The sequence below is a fragment of the Mesorhizobium sp. BR1-1-13 genome (assembly GCF_020165515.1).
Classification (GTDB): domain Bacteria; phylum Pseudomonadota; class Alphaproteobacteria; order Rhizobiales; family Rhizobiaceae; genus Mesorhizobium.
Genome location: NZ_JAIUIH010000001.1, coordinates 100,742 through 117,403 on the forward strand (window position 1 = coordinate 100,742; position 16,662 = coordinate 117,403).

The window sequence follows — 16,662 nt, forward strand, 5'->3', positions numbered from 1 at the left end:
GCCACGGCAGGCGGCTTTGCCTGTTGCCGAGGGTTTCGCCCGCACGGGCGGGGCGAGATCACCGGTATTGCTTGAAAGCGCACGGCCTGTTCCTCGTGGAGTATCGGATGGTGCTGCTTTGAGCGAGAAGGCCGGAGCCGAGCGCTTCAGCGAGGTGGTGCTGCCGCATCTTGGCGACGCGCTGGCGCTTGCCCGCTGGTTGACCGGCAATGGCGCCGATGCCGAGGATGTCGTGCAGGACGCCTGCATAAAGGCGCAAGCGGGCATATCAGGCTATGCAGGCGGCAATGCCCGTGCCTGGCTGCTGACCATCGTGCGCAACACCGCCTATACCTGGATGTCGCGCAACCGGCCGCGCGGCATGTTGGCCGTCGGTGATCTCGGCGATCTCGACGAGATGGCGGCGGCACACGGCATCAGCGTGCCGGACGAATATGGTCCGGAGGCAAGCCTGATCGCCAAGGCCGACACGGTGGCGCTTGAAACGGCGATAGCAGCCCTGCCGCAGCCGTTTCGCGAGACGCTTGTGCTGCGCGACATCAGCGGCCTCAGCTATCGCGAGATAGCGGCCATGCTCGGCGTGCCGATGGGCACGGTGATGTCCAGGCTGGCCCGCGCGCGGAGCCTGCTTATGTCTGACCTGGGGAGAGCGCCATGACCATGCATGACGATGGACTGCCCAATGATCCGGAAGGCATCAGGCTGATGATCCACGCCCTCGTCGATGGCGAACTTGATGCAGCCGCCGCGCTGGCGGTTGAGCGGCGCATTGCGGCCGATCCGCGGCTTGCCTCGGAGCATGCCCGCATCGTCGCCTTGCAGGGCGCAATTGGCCGCCTGTCGCGCCCAGATGTCGACGCCGCCTTTCGCGCCCGCATCGCGGCCATTGGCACTGCGGCCACCGCGCAGCAGGCGTCAGGCGAAACGGCCAAGCCGCAGCAGGGCCCGACGGCGCTCCCGGGGGTGATTGCCCCGGGCGGGGGAGGCCAGAGGCGAAACGCCGATACGCGGCTGTCGCCAAGTCGAGCACGCCGCTTCGGCTCGTTCGACTGGCGCGCTCTTGCCGCCTCGATCATGATCAGCGCGGTGTTGGCCAGCGGGGCGACGCAGTGGGTGATGGTCAACGGCACGTCGGACAGCTTTGCCGCGGCGGTCGCCAGCGGCCATCGCCGCAGCCTGCTTGCCGCCAGCCCGATCGACATCGTCTCGTCCGATCGCCATACGGTAAAGCCCTGGCTCGACGCCCGGATCGGCGTTTCGCCGCCGGCACCGGATCTTGCCCAGGACGGTTTTGCGCTGATCGGCGGCCGGGTCGAGGTGATTTCCGGCCGCCCGGTGCCGGCACTTGTCTACCGCCACCGCGAGCATCTGATCACGCTGGTCGCCGAACCGCAGCAGGCTGGCAAGACCAGCGAGCCCGACGATCTTTCCTCGGGCGGCTTTTCGCTGGTGCAGTGGAGCGACGGCGCCTTCTCCTACTGGGCGATCTCCGACATGGAGCGGCCCGAACTCGACGATTTCGTTGCCCGCTTCCGCAAGGCTGCGGCATAGGCTGATTTCCCGGCCGGACGCCGGCAATGCCCCGCATCCTTGCCGCCGCCGCCGAATTCCGCTAAGGCGCGCCTTTGTCGCCGGGAGCAGAAGCTTGGACGATCAACGCGCCGACGTCGCCATCATCATGGGCAGCCAGTCCGACTGGGCGACCATGCGCCACGCTGCCGAGACGCTGGAGGCGCTTGGCATCCCGCACATCAGGCTGATTGTCTCGGCGCACCGCACACCCGACCGTCTCTACGACTTCGCCAAGGGCGCCAAGGCCGCCGGCTATAAGGTCATCATCGCCGGCGCCGGCGGTGCGGCGCACCTGCCTGGCATGACGGCGGCGATGACACCGCTGCCGGTGTTCGGCGTGCCGGTGGAATCCAAGGCGCTGTCGGGACAGGATTCGCTGCTGTCCATCGTCCAGATGCCGGCCGGCATTCCCGTCGGGACGCTGGCCATCGGCAAGGCGGGTGCTGCCAACGCGGCCCTTCTCGCGGCCGCCGTGCTGGCGCTCAACGACGACAAGCTTGCCCAACGGCTCGATGCCTGGCGCGCGTCGCAGACCGCCAAGGTCGCGGCCGAACCCACGGACACGCCGTGAGCCTGATCGCCGGATCGACCATCGGCATCATCGGCGGCGGCCAGCTCGGCCGCATGCTGGCGATGGCCGCCGCCCGCCTCGGCTACCGCACCGTGGTGCTGGAGCCGCAGCCGGATTGCCCGGCGGCGCAGGTCGCCAATCGGCAGATAACAGCCGCCTATGACGACCCGACCGCTCTTGCCGAACTGGCGGCCGCAAGTTCGGTCGTCACCTACGAATTCGAGAACGTTCCGGTTGCCGCGGCAAATGCGCTTGCCGCCCAAGTGCCAGTTTATCCGCCGCCGCGCGCGCTTGACGTGGCGCAGGACCGGGTGAACGAAAAGACATTCCTCAACGGTATTGGCATTGCGACCGCCGACTTCCGGCCGGTCGACACTGACGATGAGCTGACGGCGGCGCTGAAGGCATTCGACGGCAGCGGCATATTGAAGACACGGCGCATGGGCTATGACGGCAAGGGCCAGCGCGTCTTCCGCGACACGCAAGCGGGCGATTTTGCCGGCACCTGCGAGGCCATGGGCAACGTGCCGTTGATCCTGGAAAGCTTCGTGCCGTTCGAGTGCGAGGTTTCCGTCATCGCCGCGCGCGGCATCGAAGGCGCGGTCGCCGCCTACGATCCGGCCGAGAATGTGCACCGCAACGGCATTCTCCACACATCGACCGTGCCGGCCGCGATCGCGCCTCGGACAGCAGAGGCGGCTCGGGCGGCGGCGTCAAAGATCCTGTCGGCGCTCGATTATGTCGGCGTCATCGGTGTCGAGTTCTTCGTGCTGGCCGACGGTTCGCTGCTGGCCAACGAGATCGCGCCGCGCGTGCACAATTCGGGCCACTGGACGGAAGCCGCCTGCATCGTCTCGCAGTTCGAGCAGCACATCCGCGCCGTCGCGGGACTGCCGCTCGGCAGCCCGAACCGCCATTCCGATTGCGTGATGGAAAACCTGATCGGCGACGATATCTTGCGCGTTCCGGAATTGCTGGCCGAGCCAGACCTGATGTTGCATCTCTACGGCAAGGCCGAGGCGCGGCCCGGCCGCAAGATGGGCCATTTCACCCGGATCAGCCGCCGCGCCTGACAGCAATCTCGACGCCGCGAGCTACTGGCAGGAAAACTCGGCGCATGTCGTTCCCAAGTCACGTGGCGACCACCACATCATACCAGCCGGTGCAGAGCCATTGGCCGATTGCGGATATTTGATGACATCGGGCATTCATCTCCGCTACCAGGCATGCTTGCGGTTGACACGGACAAGGCTCCTCGTTTATGAGCCACCCACAGTTCAAAGGCGCGTCTTCTGGCGCGCCTTAAAATTTCGACCCGGACCGGGTCCACACCGACAGGCAAGGCCATGAAGATCAAGAATTCGCTCAAGGCGCTGAAGGCGCGTCATCGCGACAACCGTCTGGTTCGCCGCAAGGGCCGCATCTACATCATCAACAAGACCGCCCCGCGCTACAAGGCGCGCCAGGGCTGAGCTTCGTCGCGAGGCTTTTTGCCATCGCAGTTGGTGTTTATCGTCGGTCCGCCGGCCTTTCACGCTAAAATCAGTTTGACGTTCCGCCGCCCGGGACTAGATTCGGGCGATGCGGATTCTTTTTGCATTTTTGACGGTCCTTCTCTTTTGCAGCGCCGTCTCGTTGCCGGCTCGGGCCGATGATCGGGCGGCCGGGCAAGCGGCCCCGGAGCCGGCGCCTCCGGGTGCCCAGCCAGTGCCGGAAGCCGCGCCTCCCGCAATGAACAGGGAAGCCCGACTCGACAAACTGTTTGCCGATCTCAAGCGCGAGCGCAACGAAAAGGCGGCAGAGCGTATCGCCGGCATCATCTGGAGCGAATGGTCCCAGTCGGGCAGCGCCTCGATCGACCTGATGATGCAATGGTCGCAAAAAGCGATCGAGAACCAGAAGTTCGACGTCGCGCTCGATTTCCTCGATCAGGTGGTCACCTTGCAGCCGGCCTATGCCGAAGGCTGGAACCGGCGTGCCACGGTGCATTTCATGATGAAGAACTACGGCAAGTCGATGTCCGACATCGACCATACGCTGCAACTCGAACCACGCCATTTCGGCGCGCTGTCGGGGCTGGCGCAGATCATGACCGTGACCGGACGCAAGCAATCGGCGCTCGAGGCCTGGCAGAAGGTCCTTGCCATTTATCCGATGCTGCGCAGCGCCCAGGACCAGGTCGGCACGCTTTCGGAAGAGCTCGCCGGCGAAGGAATTTGATAGTGGAAGGCAGTAGGGGAATAGGGCAGTAAGGCAGTAGGGAAAAGATCGCCCGGGAAATACTGCCCTACTGCCCTACTGCCCTACTGCCCTACTGCCCTACTGCCCTACTGCCCTACTGCCCTACTGCCTCTCGTATATCCCACATGAACCTGCTCTATGCCGTCTTCGCCTTCCTTCTGGCGCTCGTCCTTGGCTTTGTCGGCATCACCCGCGTCGGCTCCTGGCTGATCGAGCGCCGCAACCCGGCCGTCGGCGAATTCGTCGACATCGATGGCGCACGCATCCATTATCTCCACGTTCCTGGCCCCGCCAAGGCCGACCTGCCGCCTGTTGTCTTCATCCACGGCGCCAGCGCCAATCTCAGGGATCAGATGCTGCCGCTCAGGCCGCTGCTCGAAGGGCGCGCCGAATTGCTGTTCTTCGACCGGCCGGGATTCGGTTGGTCGGGACGCGGGCCCGGCAACAACGAGGATCCGGGGTCGCAGGCCGACACCGTCGCCGCGCTGATGGACCATCTCGGCATGAAGCAGGCTATCATCGTCGGCCATTCCTTCGGTGGCGCGGTAACGACCGCCTTCGGCCGCGAGCATGCCGACAAGACGCTCGGGCTGGTATTCCTGGCACCGGCGACCCATCCGTGGCCCGGCGGCGCAACCGCCTGGTACTACGACCTGACCACCATTCCGGTGATCGGCCGGCTGTTCTCCGAAACGCTGAACTATCCGGCAGGAATGCTGCGGATCGCCGACGCTACGACCTGCGTCTTTTCGCCCAACAAAGTGCCGGACAATTATGTCGCCGAAGCCTCGATCCCGCTGGTGCTGAGACCGTCGGCCTTCCGCGCAAATGCCAGCGATGTCGCCGGCCTCTACCGCTATGCCCTTGGGGCCGCGCCGCGCTACGCCGAGATCAAGGCGCCGACCGTGGTCATCTCGGGCGATCGAGACAAGGTCGTCTACGCCCATATCCATTCGGTCGGCCTCGAGCGCAACATTGCCGGTGCCGAGCTCATCTGGGTGCGCAATCTCGGCCACAAGCCGGACTGGATCGCGTCTGATCTGGTCGTTGGCGCCATCGAGAAGGTCGCCGGCAGGAGCCTGGATCTGGAGGCGATGGCAAGGGCGGTGGAAGCGCGGATCGCCGGCGATGCCTATGGCGCCGGCAAATGCGCCGACCTCAAGGAACCCGAAGCGGAGTTGGCGCCGACCTGATGTGCGTCTTCCGGAAACGGTCATCGACAAACGGCATGGGGCCAGAGCGGCATGTACGTCCTGAAACACGGCATAAAGAAAAATCCGCAGAAGCGATGGGCATTGCCGGATCGCATCTTTTTCGGGCACGGCGCGTGCCACATTCTTGCGGGCGTCTTTCTCACCCATCCGCCTCTTGGAGGATTTTACGCGGAGCGAATCATCCCAGGCGAAGGTTTTTCGGGCAACCATATTTATGTGACGAACGGCATCGTCGCTTTCGACTACCACGGCTATTCCAGCCGCGAGCGGCTCCTGGAGCACCACGGAAAAGGATGGGCATCGCACAGTGCGGGATGGCACGCTGCGATCACAAAGGTCGATTTCGATCTGCTCGACACCGCAGAATTGAACCAGCGCAAAATGTACGGGCCGGATCAGTATCTATATGATCCGGTCCCGCGCGCGTCCCGGTTTCTCCAGCGTATAGACCACGCTGCGGCGGCAGCAAGAGCTCTCAAAATCGCGACGGTGAAGCCTCGGGGCGCTTATCGGGTGCCCAAGTCCGATCCGACATAGGCGATGCGCAGCATATTGGTCGAACCGGGCGTCCTTAGCGGCACGCCGGCGGTGATGATGACGCGGTCGCCGGGCTTGCCGAATTCCTCTTCCAGCGCGATGCGGCAGGCGCGATCGACCATGTCGTCGAGGTCGGTGGCATCGGGCGAGACGACACAGTGCGTACCCCACAGCAGCGACAGCCGCCGCGCCGTGTTGACGATCGGCGACAGCGCCACGATCGGCACCTGCGGGCGCTCGCGCGCGGCGCGCAGGCCGGTGGTGCCGGAGGCCGTGTAGGTGATGATCGCAGACAGTTTCAGCGTCTCGGCGATTTCGCGGGCGGCCAGCGAGATCGCATCGGCGCCGGTCGCTTCCGGTTCGGAGCGCTGCGCGTTGATGATGCCGGCATAGGTCGGGTCTGTTTCGACCTTGGTGGCGATGCGGTTCATCATCGCCACCGCCTCGACCGGATAGGCGCCCGCCGCCGATTCCGCCGACAGCATGATAGCGTCGGCGCCTTCGAAGACCGCGATGGAGACGTCGGAGACCTCGGCGCGGGTCGGCACCGGTGCGGTGATCATCGATTCCAGCATCTGCGTGGCGACCACCACCGGCTTGCCGGCGCGGCGCGCGGCGCGCGTGATCTGTTTCTGGATGCCGGGCACCGCTTCCAACGGCATCTCGACGCCGAGATCGCCGCGCGCGACCATCAGCGCATCCGACAGTTCGATGATTTCGGCGAGACGGGCAACCGCTTGCGGCTTCTCGATCTTGGCCATGATCAACGCCCGGCCGCGCGCGATCTTGCGCGCCTCGGCAAGGTCCTCCGGCCGCTGCACGAAGGACAGCGCTATCCAGTCAACACCGGTGGCGAGCACCGCGTCGAGATCCCTACGGTCCTTCTCGGTCAGCGCGCCGACCGGCAGGTCGGTATCGGGCAGGCTGACGCCCTTTCTGTCGGAAATCGTCGTGCCGGCAACGACGGTGCAGACGATGGTCTTGCCATTGGCCTTCACCGCCTTCAGCTCCAGCTTCCCGTCGTCGATCAACAGCCGGTGGCCGGCTTCGACCGAACTCAGGATTTCGGGATGCGGCAGATAGACCCTGGCCGCGGTCCCGGGCTCGGGATTGTCGTCGAGCGTGAAGGTCTGGCCGACGGTCAGCACCTCCTTGCCGTTGGCGAACTTGCCGACGCGCAGCTTGGGCCCTTGCAGGTCGGCAAGGATGCCGATCGGCCTGCCGACCGTCTCCTCGACGGCGCGGATGCGTCCGACCAGCGTGCGCATCAACTCGTGATCCGTATGGCTCATGTTGATGCGGAACACATCGGCGCCCGCTTCGAACAGCTTCTTCAGCATTTCCTCGGAAGAGGAGGCCGGACCGATGGTGGCTAGGATCTTGACCTTGCGGCTGCGTCTCATTGACTGTTTGTTCCCGGGGCGGCTGGTGCGCCTCCCGTTGCGGGGTCGTCGGTCAGCTGGACCATCCAGCTTGCCTGCTCGCCCGTGTCGTATTCCTGGAATCCGGCGCGCTGGAAGCCCCGGGCGACGCAATCGGTGACGCCGGCGATCTTGAACTCTTTTTCAGCCACGCACATGTTGATCGGGCCGTCCCAGCGTCCGCCGCGTTCGGCGTCTTCTGCATAAAGATAGTAAAACCTTGATGACAGCGGCCCCTCGATCAGCGTCTTGCAGCTCGATCCTTCGATGTGCCACCAGCCCTCGGTGATCCAGCCGGCCTTGGCACGATAGCCGATGCCGACGCCGACCAGGTTTTGCGTCGCGTTGCAGACGCGGAAATCAGCGCGTGCGGGCGAGGCCGCAACCATCGCGGACAAGCCCACGGCGAGCGTCAGGAGCGGCATGGCGAAGGCGAAGCGCACGCGCCGCCCGCCGGCGGAACTCATCCTGAAACCCCTCAAGAACCACATCAGCATCTCTCTGCGCCCCTTTTCGGAAAAGTCCGGGCGCATGTCAACGCGCCGTTTTGTCCAATTCCAATCGATTTAAGAAGGCTCCCGGCGCGCGATCCGTCGCCCCTTGCCAGATTTCAGCGGAAACCTTGGCCAAACAACGGCATTGCGCCCGCGTCGTCTTCGTGGAAAGACGATAGCATCCTCCCCCGAAGCCAGCGAACAGACCCTTTCCCGCCAATGACCCGATCCACAGTTTTCGCGCCTTTCGATGTCGTCGAGGGCGATCGCAAGCGGGGCGTGGTGCTGCTTGCCGACCATGCCCGACGCGACCTGCCTGAAGACTATGGCAGCCTTGGCCTGCCGGCGGCCGCGTTCGACCGCCACATCGCCTATGACATCGGCGTCGAGGCGGTGACGCGCGAACTCGCTGCCTTGCTCGACGTGCCAGCGGTGCTCGCCAATTTTTCGCGGCTGCTGATCGATCCCAATCGCGGCGAGGATGATCCGACGCTGATCCGCCAGCTCTATGACGGCACCGTCGTGACGGGCAACTATCCCCTCGCCCCGGAAGAGCGCGAAAGACGGCTTGATCGCTTCTACCGGCCCTATCACGACGCCGTCGGCGCCATGATCGCCTCGGTCGCGCAGGCTTCCGGCAAGGCACCGTTCATCTTCTCCGTGCATTCCTTCACGCCGGTCATGCAGGGCAGGCAGCGGCCGTGGCATGTCGGCGTACTGTGGGACCGCGACGACCGCGTGGCGCGGCCGCTGATCGACATGCTGGCCGCTGACAAAAACCTCGTTGTCGGCGACAACGAGCCCTATGACGGCGCGCTGCGGGGCGACACCATGTTCAGGCACGCCATCGTCAACGGCTATGCCCACGCGCTGATCGAAATCCGCCAGGACCTGATCGCGACCGGCGGGGATGCGCTTTCGTGGGCTGAGCGTCTGGCGCCGATCGTTGACGCGATCGATCGCCGTCCCGATATACACAAAGTGAAGATGTTCGGCTCACGCACCGGGCCGTTATGAGGAGGTTTCGATGACCGAACTCAGCGACGAACAGAAACGTGACTTCGAGGCCGCCGCCTTTCGCAGGCTGGTGGCGCATTTGCGTGAGCGCGGCGACGTGCAGAACATCGATTTGATGAATCTCGCCGGCTTCTGCCGCAACTGCCTGTCGAACTGGTATCGCGAGGCCGCGGAAGCCGAAGGCGTCGATCTCAGTAAGGACCAGTCGCGCGAGATCGTCTACGGCATGCCTTACGCACAATGGCAGGCGCTACACCAGACCGAAGCCTCCGACGCCAAGAAGGCCGAGTTCGAGACCAGGCGACCCAGAGACCACTAGGTGGTCTCTCACGTCCTCGATTACCTCAAGGCTTCGGTTTGGCCCAAATGCTTCCCGAGCGCAGCGCTTGACTGGAAATTGAATCGATCTAATTTGCCGCGCAAAGCCACTTTCTGACCGGATTCGCCTATGAACGCGTCGAATGCAATGCAGACCGCCATTCGCGGCCGCTGGGCCGTGGCGGCCATCTTCCTCGCCAATGGCTTCCTGACCGGCAGCTGGGCGCCGCAGATCCCGGTGTTCCTGACCCGGCTCGATATTTCCAAGTTCACTCTGGGGCTTTTGATCCTGCTGTTTGGCGCCGGCGCCGTCACCGCCATGACCTGGTGCGGGCACCTGATCTCCAAACACGGCTCGCGCACCGTGCTGCGCTGGTTTGGCCTCTGCGGCAGCCTCGGCCTGCTGGTCGTGGCGCTGGCGCCCAACGTGCCGCTGGCTGCCGTCGCCATGTTCATCTTTGGCGGCTCCATTGGCGGCATGGATGTCGCCATGAACGCCAATGCGGTAGTGGTCGAGCGGCGGCTGTCGCGCGCGATCATGTCCTCCTCGCATGGCTTCTGGAGCCTAGGCGGTTTCGCCGGCGGTGCCCTTGGCGGCTTTGCCATCCAGAATTACGGCCACCTCGCCCATGCCGCGGTGGTGACGGCGCTTGCCTTCGCGGCGATCGCGGCGGCGGTGCCCTATATCGTCGCCGAGGGCAGGCCGCAGGCTGCCGAGCATCATAAATTCACCTTGCCGGGGAACCCGCTGGTCTACTTCGTCGGCCTGATGGCGCTGCTGACGATGGTCTCCGAAGGCGCCGTGCTCGACTGGGCAGCGCTTTATCTCAGGCAGGAACTTGGCGCCGATCTCGCCATTGCCGGCCTCGCCTACGCCGCCTTTTCCGGCGTCATGGCGATCATGCGTTTCTTCGGCGATGGCGTGCGCAATCGTTTCGGGGCCGTGACGACGTTGCGCGGTTCGGCGATCATCGCTGCCGCCGGCATGCTGATCGCAGGCCTGTCGCCCTCACCCTGGCTTGCCATCTCGGCCTTCGCGCTGTGCGGCTTCGGCATTGCCAATATGGTGCCGATCATCTTTTCGGCCGGCGGCAACCAGGAAGGCATGTCGTCGGGCACCGGCATGAGCGTGGTCACCACGATGGGCTATTCCGGCATCCTCGTGGCGCCCTCCGCGATCGGCTTTGTCGCCGAGCATTCCAGCTTCGGCCCGATCTTCATCGCCATGTCGGGCCTGCTGATCGTCGTCCTGCTGATGGCCGGATTGGCTCATCGCGCCGAATTTGCTCCCGACGCGGCGCCGGCCGAATAGCGTTTCAGTTCCTCGTGAAGGGAAATCCGCCACGCGTCGGATGCGCACGATCATTCTGCGCGCCGGCGATTTCTTCGGCGGCACCGCAACGGCTCCTGGTTCGACCTCGTCGTGGCCGCCAAGATGAGCAAGGGCATCTACACTGCGCCTGGCCCGGCCGATCTGGTGCATAAATGGGCCTATCTGCCGGATTTCGCTGTCGGTTTCGTCGCGCTGGCGCGCAATCTCGACAGGCTCGGCTCTTGCGAGGCGCTGAATTTTCCGGCCCACGCCGTCACCGACATCGAGATCAAGACGGCCGCCGAAAGGCGCTCGGACGCAAGCTTAAACTAAGCTTGATGCCCTGGTGGGTGCTTGCGCGCCGGCAGCCCGTTCGTGGCGATGTGGCGCGAGATCGTCTCGATGTCCTATCTGCGCTTCGAAGCGCACCGGCTGGCCTCGGCGCGACTGAACGAGATCTTGGTGAAAATCCCGCACACCCCTCTGGACCAGGCGGTGCACGAAGCCTTGCAGCATATCGGCGTCGCCGTCGCGCCGGCCTGGCACCAAGCAGCGTGATTGCCGAGCGTGCCGAAAAGATGAGAACGGCAGGCCCGGCCGCAAATCGTTGCCGGTCAGATCCGGCCCATCAGAAGCAGGATAAGCACCACGACGAGGACGACGCCGACGATGCCCGACGGCCCGTAGCCCCAGGAGCGCGAATGCGGCCATGCCGGCACCGCGCCGATCAGGATCAGGATCAGGATGATGATGAGAATCGTACTGATCGTCATTTTAGCCCTCGCCGTCTGGTTGAATGCGAGGGAACAATGCAAAAGGCCGCCCGGTAGTTCCCAGGCGGCCTTTTGACCTACCTTGCGAAACCGCTCTATTCGGCGGCCTTCGGGAAGGCGATTGCCGGCTCGGTGTCGCCATCGGCCGTTGGCTCCTGCGGCGAGATCTCTCCCTTGCCGCGTCGCAACAGCCGGCTGAACCACCCTCGCCGCGCGCCGGGCTTGACCTTGGCGCGGGTGAACACCATCAGCATCGACGGCGTCACCACCAGCGTCAGCACGGTGGCGAAGGACAGGCCGAACACGATCGCCGAGGACAGCGAAATCCACCATTGCGTCGACGGCGCGTTGATCGTCGTCTCATGATGGAAGATCTCGAGGCCGAGGCCGAAGGCGATCGGCAGCACGCCGAGGATAGCCGAAACAGCCGTCAGCACCACTGGGCGGGCACGCTCGCGGCAGGTCTGCAGCACCGCTTCCATCTTGTCCCAGCCCTCCTCGCGCAGCCGGTCATAGGTGTCGATCAGCACGATGTTGTTGTTGACCACCACGCCGGCCAGCGCGATGACGCCGATGCCCGACATGACGATGCCGAACGCCTCGCCTGTCAGAAGCAGGCCCAGGAACACGCCGATCGTCGCCATGACCACGCAGGAGAGCACCAGCCAGACGCTGGTGAACTTGTTGAACTGCGCCAGCAGCACCAGGAAGATCAGGAAGATCGCCGCGCCGAAGGCCTTGCTGAGGAAGGCGCTCGCTTCCGCGCTGTCCTCGTTGGAGCCGGCGAGCTTCCAGCGTATGCCGCTGCCGAGATCCATGTCCGAGACCGCCTTGGTCACCTGCTCCTGTACGGCGGCGACCTGCGCGCCGGCGGCGACATTGGCCTGCACCACCACGGTGCGCGCGCCGTCGATGCGGTTGAGGATGCCGACCGTCGGCTCGGGCTTGCGCACGACGAAGTTGGAGATCGGCACCGACCCTTGCGACGTCTGCACCCTGAGTTCGTCGAGCGTCGACAGCGTGCGCCGGTCTTCCGGAAGGCGCAGGCGGATGTCGACGGCATCGTCGGCGCCCGCCGGCCGGTATTCCGACAGCTTCAAGCCGTTGGTCACCAGTTGCACCACGGTGCCGACCGACGTCGGGCTGATGCCGTATTGGGCGGCCTTGGCGCGGTCGACCTCGAGCGCCCAGTCGACGCCGGGCGGCGGCAGGCCGTCCGAAATGTCGATGACGTTGGGCACCTTGGCGATCCGCGCCGCCACCGCGCGCGCCTTGTCGTCGAGCCCCTTGGGATCGGCGGCCGAAAGCCTGATCTGGATCGGCTTGCCGGTCGGCGGACCGGCCTCCGGCACGCGCACCTCGACATCGACGCCGGGAATGCCGGCCATGACGCCGCGCAGGTCGCTGAGGATCTGGTTGGCGGATTTGCGCTCGCGCCAGTCGACGAACTCGTACTGGATCACGCCGACGACGTCCTCGGGAATGTCCTGGCCGCCGCCCTGAGTCTTGCCGACACGGGTATAGACCGATTTCACGCCCGGCCAGCCGAGCAGCCTGTTCTCCGCTGTCTTGGTGGCGGCATCCATCTCGGCCAGCGAAAGATTGCCGCGCGCATGCACGTAGAGCAGGCCGTAATCCGGCTCGACGCTGGGGAAGAACTCGACGCCGGCGCCGTATTTCGAATAGGCGTAGCCGACGCCGAACAGCAGCGCCACGGTGAGCACCAGGACGGTGATCGGGAAGCGCACTGCCTGCTTGACTATGGCCATGTACCAGCCGTCGCGGTTGTCGTCCTCGTGATGCTTCGGCGCCTTGGCGAAGATCGCGCCCAGCGTCGGCGCGAACACCAGCGCATAGAGCATCGAGGCCGACAGCGTGACGATCAGCGTGATCGGCATGTATTTCATGAAGTCGCCGATGATGCCGGGCCAGAACAGGAGCGGCGAGAAGGCGGCGATGCGCGTCATCGTCGCCGCGATGACCGGGCCGGCCATGCGCTTGGCGGCGAGTTCGAAGGCATCCGCCTTCGGCATGCCTTCGCTCATGCGCCGTTCGGCGAACTCGGTGACGATGATGGCGTCGTCGACCAGCATGCCGACCGCCAGGATGAGGCTGAACAGCACGATCATGTTGATCGTGTAGCCCATCATGGCAAGCAGCAATATGCCGATCAGGAAGGACGATGGAATGGCCAGCCCGATGAGCAGCGAGGCGCGGCCCGACAGCGCGTAGAGAATGACGATGAACACCAGGATCACGGCGATCATGACGTGGTTCTGGAGGTCACCCAAGAGCTGGTTGACAAAGACCGACTTGTCCTGCGTGTAGGTGACATGCATGCCTTCGGGCATCGTCTTGATGAAGGTGTCGGACACCTCCCTGACATGGTTCAGCGTGTCGATCAGGTTGGCGCCGATGCGCTTCTTCACCTCGATGGCGATAGCCGGCTTGCCGTCGAGGCGAGTGACCGTCTCGGCATCCTTGAAGGTCGAGCGTATGGTGGCGATGTCCTTGGCCTGCACCACGGCGTTGGGTGTGGCGACGACCGGCAGGTTGGCGACGTCCTCGGGCGTCTCGATCAGCGACGGCACCTTGACTGCGTATTTGCCTTCCGAGCCTTCGAGATTGCCGGCCGCGACCAGGCTGTTGGAGGCGCCGACGCCTTGCATCAGCTGGTCGAGCTGCAGCCCGTAGGAGGACAGCCTCACCGGATCGATGACCACTTCGACCAGATCGTCGCGCGCGCCCTGCAGCGAGCCTTCCAGCACGCCCGGCACCTCTTCGATGCGATCGCGCAGTTCGCGCGCCGCCGCCGTCAGCACGCGCTCCGGCACGTCGCCCGACAGAGTGACGACGAGGACCGGAAACTCGGAGACGTTGACCTCGTTGACCGTCGGCTCTTCGGCCGCCTGCGGCAGGTCGGCCTTGGCGTCCTGCACCTTGCTGCGCGTGTCCTGGAGCGCCGTGGCCAGATTGGTCTGCGGCTGGAACTCGACCAGCACGTAGCCGCCGCCCTGGAAGGCGGCCGAGCGCATCTCCTTGAGGCCCTTCAGGCTCTTCAGCTTGCTTTCCATCGGCCGCAACAGAAGCCGTTCCGAATCCTCCGGCGAAATGCCCTGGTAGATCAGGCTGATATACATCATCGGGATCGGAACGTCGGGTTCCGCTTCCTTGGGCGTCGACTGATAGGCGACCCAGCCCGCCGCCAGCAGGAACAGCAGGGCGGATATTGTGAGGCGGGCGTTGTGGATTGCGAGTCTGACGATATCCATGACTTGATGCCTGCTGTTTCTTCGGAAGCGGCGAACTGGCGGGCGGCGCCGGAGATCCCGGCGCCAGGGTTTGCGCTACTGGGTACCGGCGGTGGCTTCGCCGATCAGCTTGTTGATGGTCGCCTGGTCGGCCTCGACGGGCTTGACGATGTCGCCTTCCTTCACCAGTTCCTGGCCGGCGACAATGATGCGCGCATCTTTCGGAATTCCGCCGAGCACGAGGCCGTTCGGCATGTCGTCCACCAGGTCGATCGGGTAGAAGGCCACCTTATCGTCGCTGCCGACGGCGCGGATGCCGAGATCGCCCTTGTCGCCAAGCGTCACCACCGAACGCGGCAGCAGAACCGCGTCGGTCGGTTCGGCGCTGAGCGTGATCTCGGCCGTCATGCCGGCGGGGATGCTGCCATCCGCATTGGGGATCGCCACTTCGACACGGAAGGTGCGGGTCTGCGAGGAGGCGTCGCGGCTGATATACCGCACGGTGCCGGTGACCTTCTGGTCGTTGACCAGGCGCACATTGGCCTCTTCGCCGATCTTGATATAGCGCAGGTCGCGTTCGCTGATTTCGCCGCGGGCGATCACCGGATCGAGCTTGAGGATGGTCGCCACCTCGCCGCCTTGCATGACCGAGCTGCCGAGTTCCACCGGCACCCTGTCGATGACGCCGTCGAACGGCGCCTTGACCTCGTTGCGGTCGAGCTCGGCCTGGGCGGTCTCCAGCATCGATTGCGCCGCAGTCAAATTCGAGCGCGCCGTGTCGAGCTGCAGCTTTGGCAGATTGCCGGTCTTGGCCAGCCGTTCGGCGGCGTCGAGCTCGGCCTTGCGTTGCGCCAGCAACTGCTTGGCGTTGTCGACATTCGAGATTTTCTCTTCGGCCGCCAGCATCAGAACCAGGTCGCCCGTCTTGACGTGCTGGCCTTGGCTGACCGGCAGTTTGTCGATGACGCCGGCGACGCGCGTTGCCAGCACCGCGCGCTTGTCGGCCTCGGTCAGCCCCGAAATGCGGATAGCGCGCGCATAGGTCTTGCGCGGCGGCGTCACCACCGCGACGGTCCGCGGCGCGGCCTTCGGCTCGGCTTGCGCCGTGTTCGGCTTGCCGGCCTCCGGCGTCTTGGCCTTGTCGGCCTCTGCTGCCTTCTGGGCGTCGGCGGCACTGCCAACGGAGGAAAACTCGCCCGTCGCCATCCAGGCGGCGAAACCGATGAGCACAACAATGGCAGCAAGCTTGTGAAACCTGATTTTCGGCATCGTCGTTTTTTCCACTGCGGGGTTTGGCCGGGACTGCGTCCTCCTCGAGGAGCGCGTCGCCGATATGGGTGCGCGCCAGGCCGTGTTCAAATTGCCGTGATCGGCGAAGCGCGCTTCTACATCAAGTTTGCAACGCAATACAGTCGGAAAGTTGCAGCAGCATTGCAAAGCCGGACGGAGTGTGACTGCCGCGAAACGTTTTTGCTTAAGGCGGGTGCGGCTTTAGCGGGGCTCGCTGGCGGCCCATGATCGGCCGTTAAAGGCCCGGTGCCGACGGGCCTGCGTCTGCTCTCTGAGGCACGACGCCGGCGCGGGACGATTTTTCGCCCTGCGCAGGTTTCGAGCATGCTGATGACCTCTGCCTGATGGATCATCGCGGCGCACGGCGTTTCATGCAACGCATTGGAATTGCTTGAAGAACGAGCCGTTCAACTCAGATCCGAATTGCCGGTTCTTGATCAAGCCAGATGCTCCAAGAGCGAGGCGGGTCGCCGCGATGCGTGTACTCCATGGGTCCCGCCGACTAGATTTGAGACATGATACAGTCCCAAACAGACCGCCTGCCGACCCTGTTGGTGACAGTATTCCTCGCCCGCCAGTCACCGTTCCGGATACGGTCGAGGGATGGCGCCCAACAGCGGCGCCCGCACGACACTGGCAGCAGGCGTCAGC

At 64.7% G+C, this 16,662-nt stretch carries 16 protein-coding genes and 1 pseudogene; 12 read left to right on the forward strand and 5 right to left on the reverse strand.

Going from position 1 to position 16,662, the window contains the following annotated elements; genetic code table 11:
- Window positions 1-118: 118 nt before the first annotated feature.
- The 8 genes from LB533_RS00550 to LB533_RS00585 all read left to right on the forward strand — a co-directional run bounded on the left by LB533_RS00550 (window position 119) and on the right by LB533_RS00585 (window position 6,135).
- A complete protein-coding gene (locus LB533_RS00550) occupies window positions 119-658 on the forward strand; it encodes a sigma-70 family RNA polymerase sigma factor (RefSeq protein WP_140641404.1) in 540 nt (179 codons plus the stop codon).
- A complete protein-coding gene (locus LB533_RS00555) occupies window positions 655-1,551 on the forward strand; it encodes an anti-sigma factor family protein (RefSeq protein WP_224676428.1) in 897 nt (298 codons plus the stop codon). Before LB533_RS00550 ends, LB533_RS00555 begins: the two co-directional genes overlap by 4 nt.
- Window positions 1,552-1,645: 94 nt before the next feature.
- Window positions 1,646-2,143, forward strand: a complete 498-nt coding sequence (purE, locus tag LB533_RS00560) for a 5-(carboxyamino)imidazole ribonucleotide mutase (protein WP_140641400.1) — start codon at window positions 1,646-1,648, stop codon at window positions 2,141-2,143.
- Window positions 2,140-3,216, forward strand: a complete 1,077-nt coding sequence (locus LB533_RS00565) for a 5-(carboxyamino)imidazole ribonucleotide synthase (RefSeq protein WP_224676429.1) — start codon at window positions 2,140-2,142, stop codon at window positions 3,214-3,216. Before purE ends, LB533_RS00565 begins: the two co-directional genes overlap by 4 nt.
- Window positions 3,217-3,489: 273 nt before the next feature.
- The gene (gene ykgO, locus LB533_RS00570) at window positions 3,490-3,615 is read left to right on the forward strand and encodes a type B 50S ribosomal protein L36 (protein WP_040974291.1); all 126 of its coding nucleotides are present in this window, start codon (window positions 3,490-3,492) and stop codon (window positions 3,613-3,615) included.
- Between the two features lie 109 nt (window positions 3,616-3,724).
- Window positions 3,725-4,363: a tetratricopeptide repeat protein gene (locus LB533_RS00575; RefSeq protein ID WP_224676430.1), complete on the forward strand. Its 639-nt coding sequence runs from the start codon at window positions 3,725-3,727 to the stop codon at window positions 4,361-4,363.
- A gap of 146 nt (window positions 4,364-4,509) precedes the next feature.
- Window positions 4,510-5,577, forward strand: coding sequence for an alpha/beta fold hydrolase (locus LB533_RS00580; protein ID WP_224676431.1), 1,068 nt, complete (start codon window positions 4,510-4,512; stop codon window positions 5,575-5,577).
- A 51-nt stretch (window positions 5,578-5,628) separates the two neighbouring features.
- Window positions 5,629-6,135, forward strand: coding sequence for a hypothetical protein (locus tag LB533_RS00585; protein ID WP_224676432.1), 507 nt, complete (start codon window positions 5,629-5,631; stop codon window positions 6,133-6,135).
- Here LB533_RS00585 and pyk read toward each other — a convergent pair.
- Both pyk and LB533_RS00595 read right to left on the reverse strand, forming a co-directional pair.
- The gene (gene pyk, locus LB533_RS00590) at window positions 6,105-7,538 is read right to left on the reverse strand and encodes a pyruvate kinase (protein ID WP_140641388.1); all 1,434 of its coding nucleotides are present in this window, start codon (window positions 7,536-7,538) and stop codon (window positions 6,105-6,107) included. The two genes, LB533_RS00585 and pyk, sit on opposite strands and share 31 nt — an antisense overlap.
- Complete coding sequence (locus LB533_RS00595; protein WP_404928014.1) at window positions 7,535-7,999, reverse strand: DUF1036 domain-containing protein; 465 nt, start codon at window positions 7,997-7,999, stop codon at window positions 7,535-7,537. Before LB533_RS00595 ends, pyk begins: the two co-directional genes overlap by 4 nt.
- A 270-nt stretch (window positions 8,000-8,269) precedes the next feature.
- On the opposite strand from LB533_RS00595, the gene LB533_RS00600 reads away from it, so the two are divergent.
- The 4 genes and pseudogenes from LB533_RS00600 to LB533_RS30085 form a co-directional block, all read left to right on the forward strand.
- Window positions 8,270-9,067: an N-formylglutamate amidohydrolase gene (locus tag LB533_RS00600; RefSeq protein ID WP_140641386.1), complete on the forward strand. Its 798-nt coding sequence runs from the start codon at window positions 8,270-8,272 to the stop codon at window positions 9,065-9,067.
- A gap of 10 nt (window positions 9,068-9,077) precedes the next feature.
- Window positions 9,078-9,386 (forward strand): DUF1244 domain-containing protein, encoded by a 309-nt coding sequence (locus LB533_RS00605; RefSeq protein WP_140641384.1) that lies wholly within the window; start codon window positions 9,078-9,080, stop codon window positions 9,384-9,386.
- A gap of 129 nt (window positions 9,387-9,515) precedes the next feature.
- A complete protein-coding gene (locus tag LB533_RS00610; protein ID WP_140641382.1) occupies window positions 9,516-10,697 on the forward strand; it encodes an MFS transporter in 1,182 nt (393 codons plus the stop codon).
- A gap of 37 nt (window positions 10,698-10,734) precedes the next feature.
- Window positions 10,735-11,255 (forward strand): annotated as a pseudogene (locus LB533_RS30085) (oxidoreductase); the annotation flags it as partial.
- A 56-nt stretch (window positions 11,256-11,311) separates the two neighbouring features.
- On the opposite strand, the gene LB533_RS00625 reads toward LB533_RS30085, so the two are convergent.
- The 3 genes from LB533_RS00625 to LB533_RS00635 all read right to left on the reverse strand — a co-directional run bounded on the left by LB533_RS00625 (window position 11,312) and on the right by LB533_RS00635 (window position 15,990).
- Window positions 11,312-11,470 (reverse strand): DUF3309 family protein, encoded by a 159-nt coding sequence (locus LB533_RS00625; protein WP_140493366.1) that lies wholly within the window; start codon window positions 11,468-11,470, stop codon window positions 11,312-11,314.
- Window positions 11,471-11,565: 95 nt separating this feature from the next.
- Entirely contained in the window at window positions 11,566-14,742 is a 3,177-nt protein-coding gene (locus tag LB533_RS00630) for an efflux RND transporter permease subunit (RefSeq protein ID WP_224676433.1), read from the reverse strand.
- 75 nt (window positions 14,743-14,817) lie between these two features.
- Complete coding sequence (locus tag LB533_RS00635) at window positions 14,818-15,990, reverse strand: efflux RND transporter periplasmic adaptor subunit (protein WP_224676434.1); 1,173 nt, start codon at window positions 15,988-15,990, stop codon at window positions 14,818-14,820.
- Window positions 15,991-16,662 lie beyond the last annotated feature (672 nt).

Bases quoted from the DNA above. Each gene is read 5' to 3' on its own strand.
- LB533_RS00555 (WP_224676428.1), top strand. From the start codon at position 655: ATGACCATGCATGACGATGGACTGCCCAATGATCCGGAAGGCATCAGG.
- ykgO (WP_040974291.1), top strand. From the start codon at position 3,490: ATGAAGATCAAGAATTCGCTCAAGGCGCTGAAGGCGCGTCATCGCGAC.
- LB533_RS00575 (WP_224676430.1), top strand. From the start codon at position 3,725: ATGCGGATTCTTTTTGCATTTTTGACGGTCCTTCTCTTTTGCAGCGCC.
- LB533_RS00580 (WP_224676431.1), top strand. From the start codon at position 4,510: ATGAACCTGCTCTATGCCGTCTTCGCCTTCCTTCTGGCGCTCGTCCTT.
- LB533_RS00585 (WP_224676432.1), top strand. From the start codon at position 5,629: ATGTACGTCCTGAAACACGGCATAAAGAAAAATCCGCAGAAGCGATGG.
- pyk (WP_140641388.1), bottom strand. From the start codon at position 7,538: ATGAGACGCAGCCGCAAGGTCAAGATCCTAGCCACCATCGGTCCGGCC.
- LB533_RS00600 (WP_140641386.1), top strand. From the start codon at position 8,270: ATGACCCGATCCACAGTTTTCGCGCCTTTCGATGTCGTCGAGGGCGAT.
- LB533_RS00605 (WP_140641384.1), top strand. From the start codon at position 9,078: ATGACCGAACTCAGCGACGAACAGAAACGTGACTTCGAGGCCGCCGCC.
- LB533_RS00610 (WP_140641382.1), top strand. From the start codon at position 9,516: ATGAACGCGTCGAATGCAATGCAGACCGCCATTCGCGGCCGCTGGGCC.
- LB533_RS00625 (WP_140493366.1), bottom strand. From the start codon at position 11,470: ATGACGATCAGTACGATTCTCATCATCATCCTGATCCTGATCCTGATC.
- LB533_RS00630 (WP_224676433.1), bottom strand. From the start codon at position 14,742: ATGGATATCGTCAGACTCGCAATCCACAACGCCCGCCTCACAATATCC.
- LB533_RS00635 (WP_224676434.1), bottom strand. From the start codon at position 15,990: ATGCCGAAAATCAGGTTTCACAAGCTTGCTGCCATTGTTGTGCTCATC.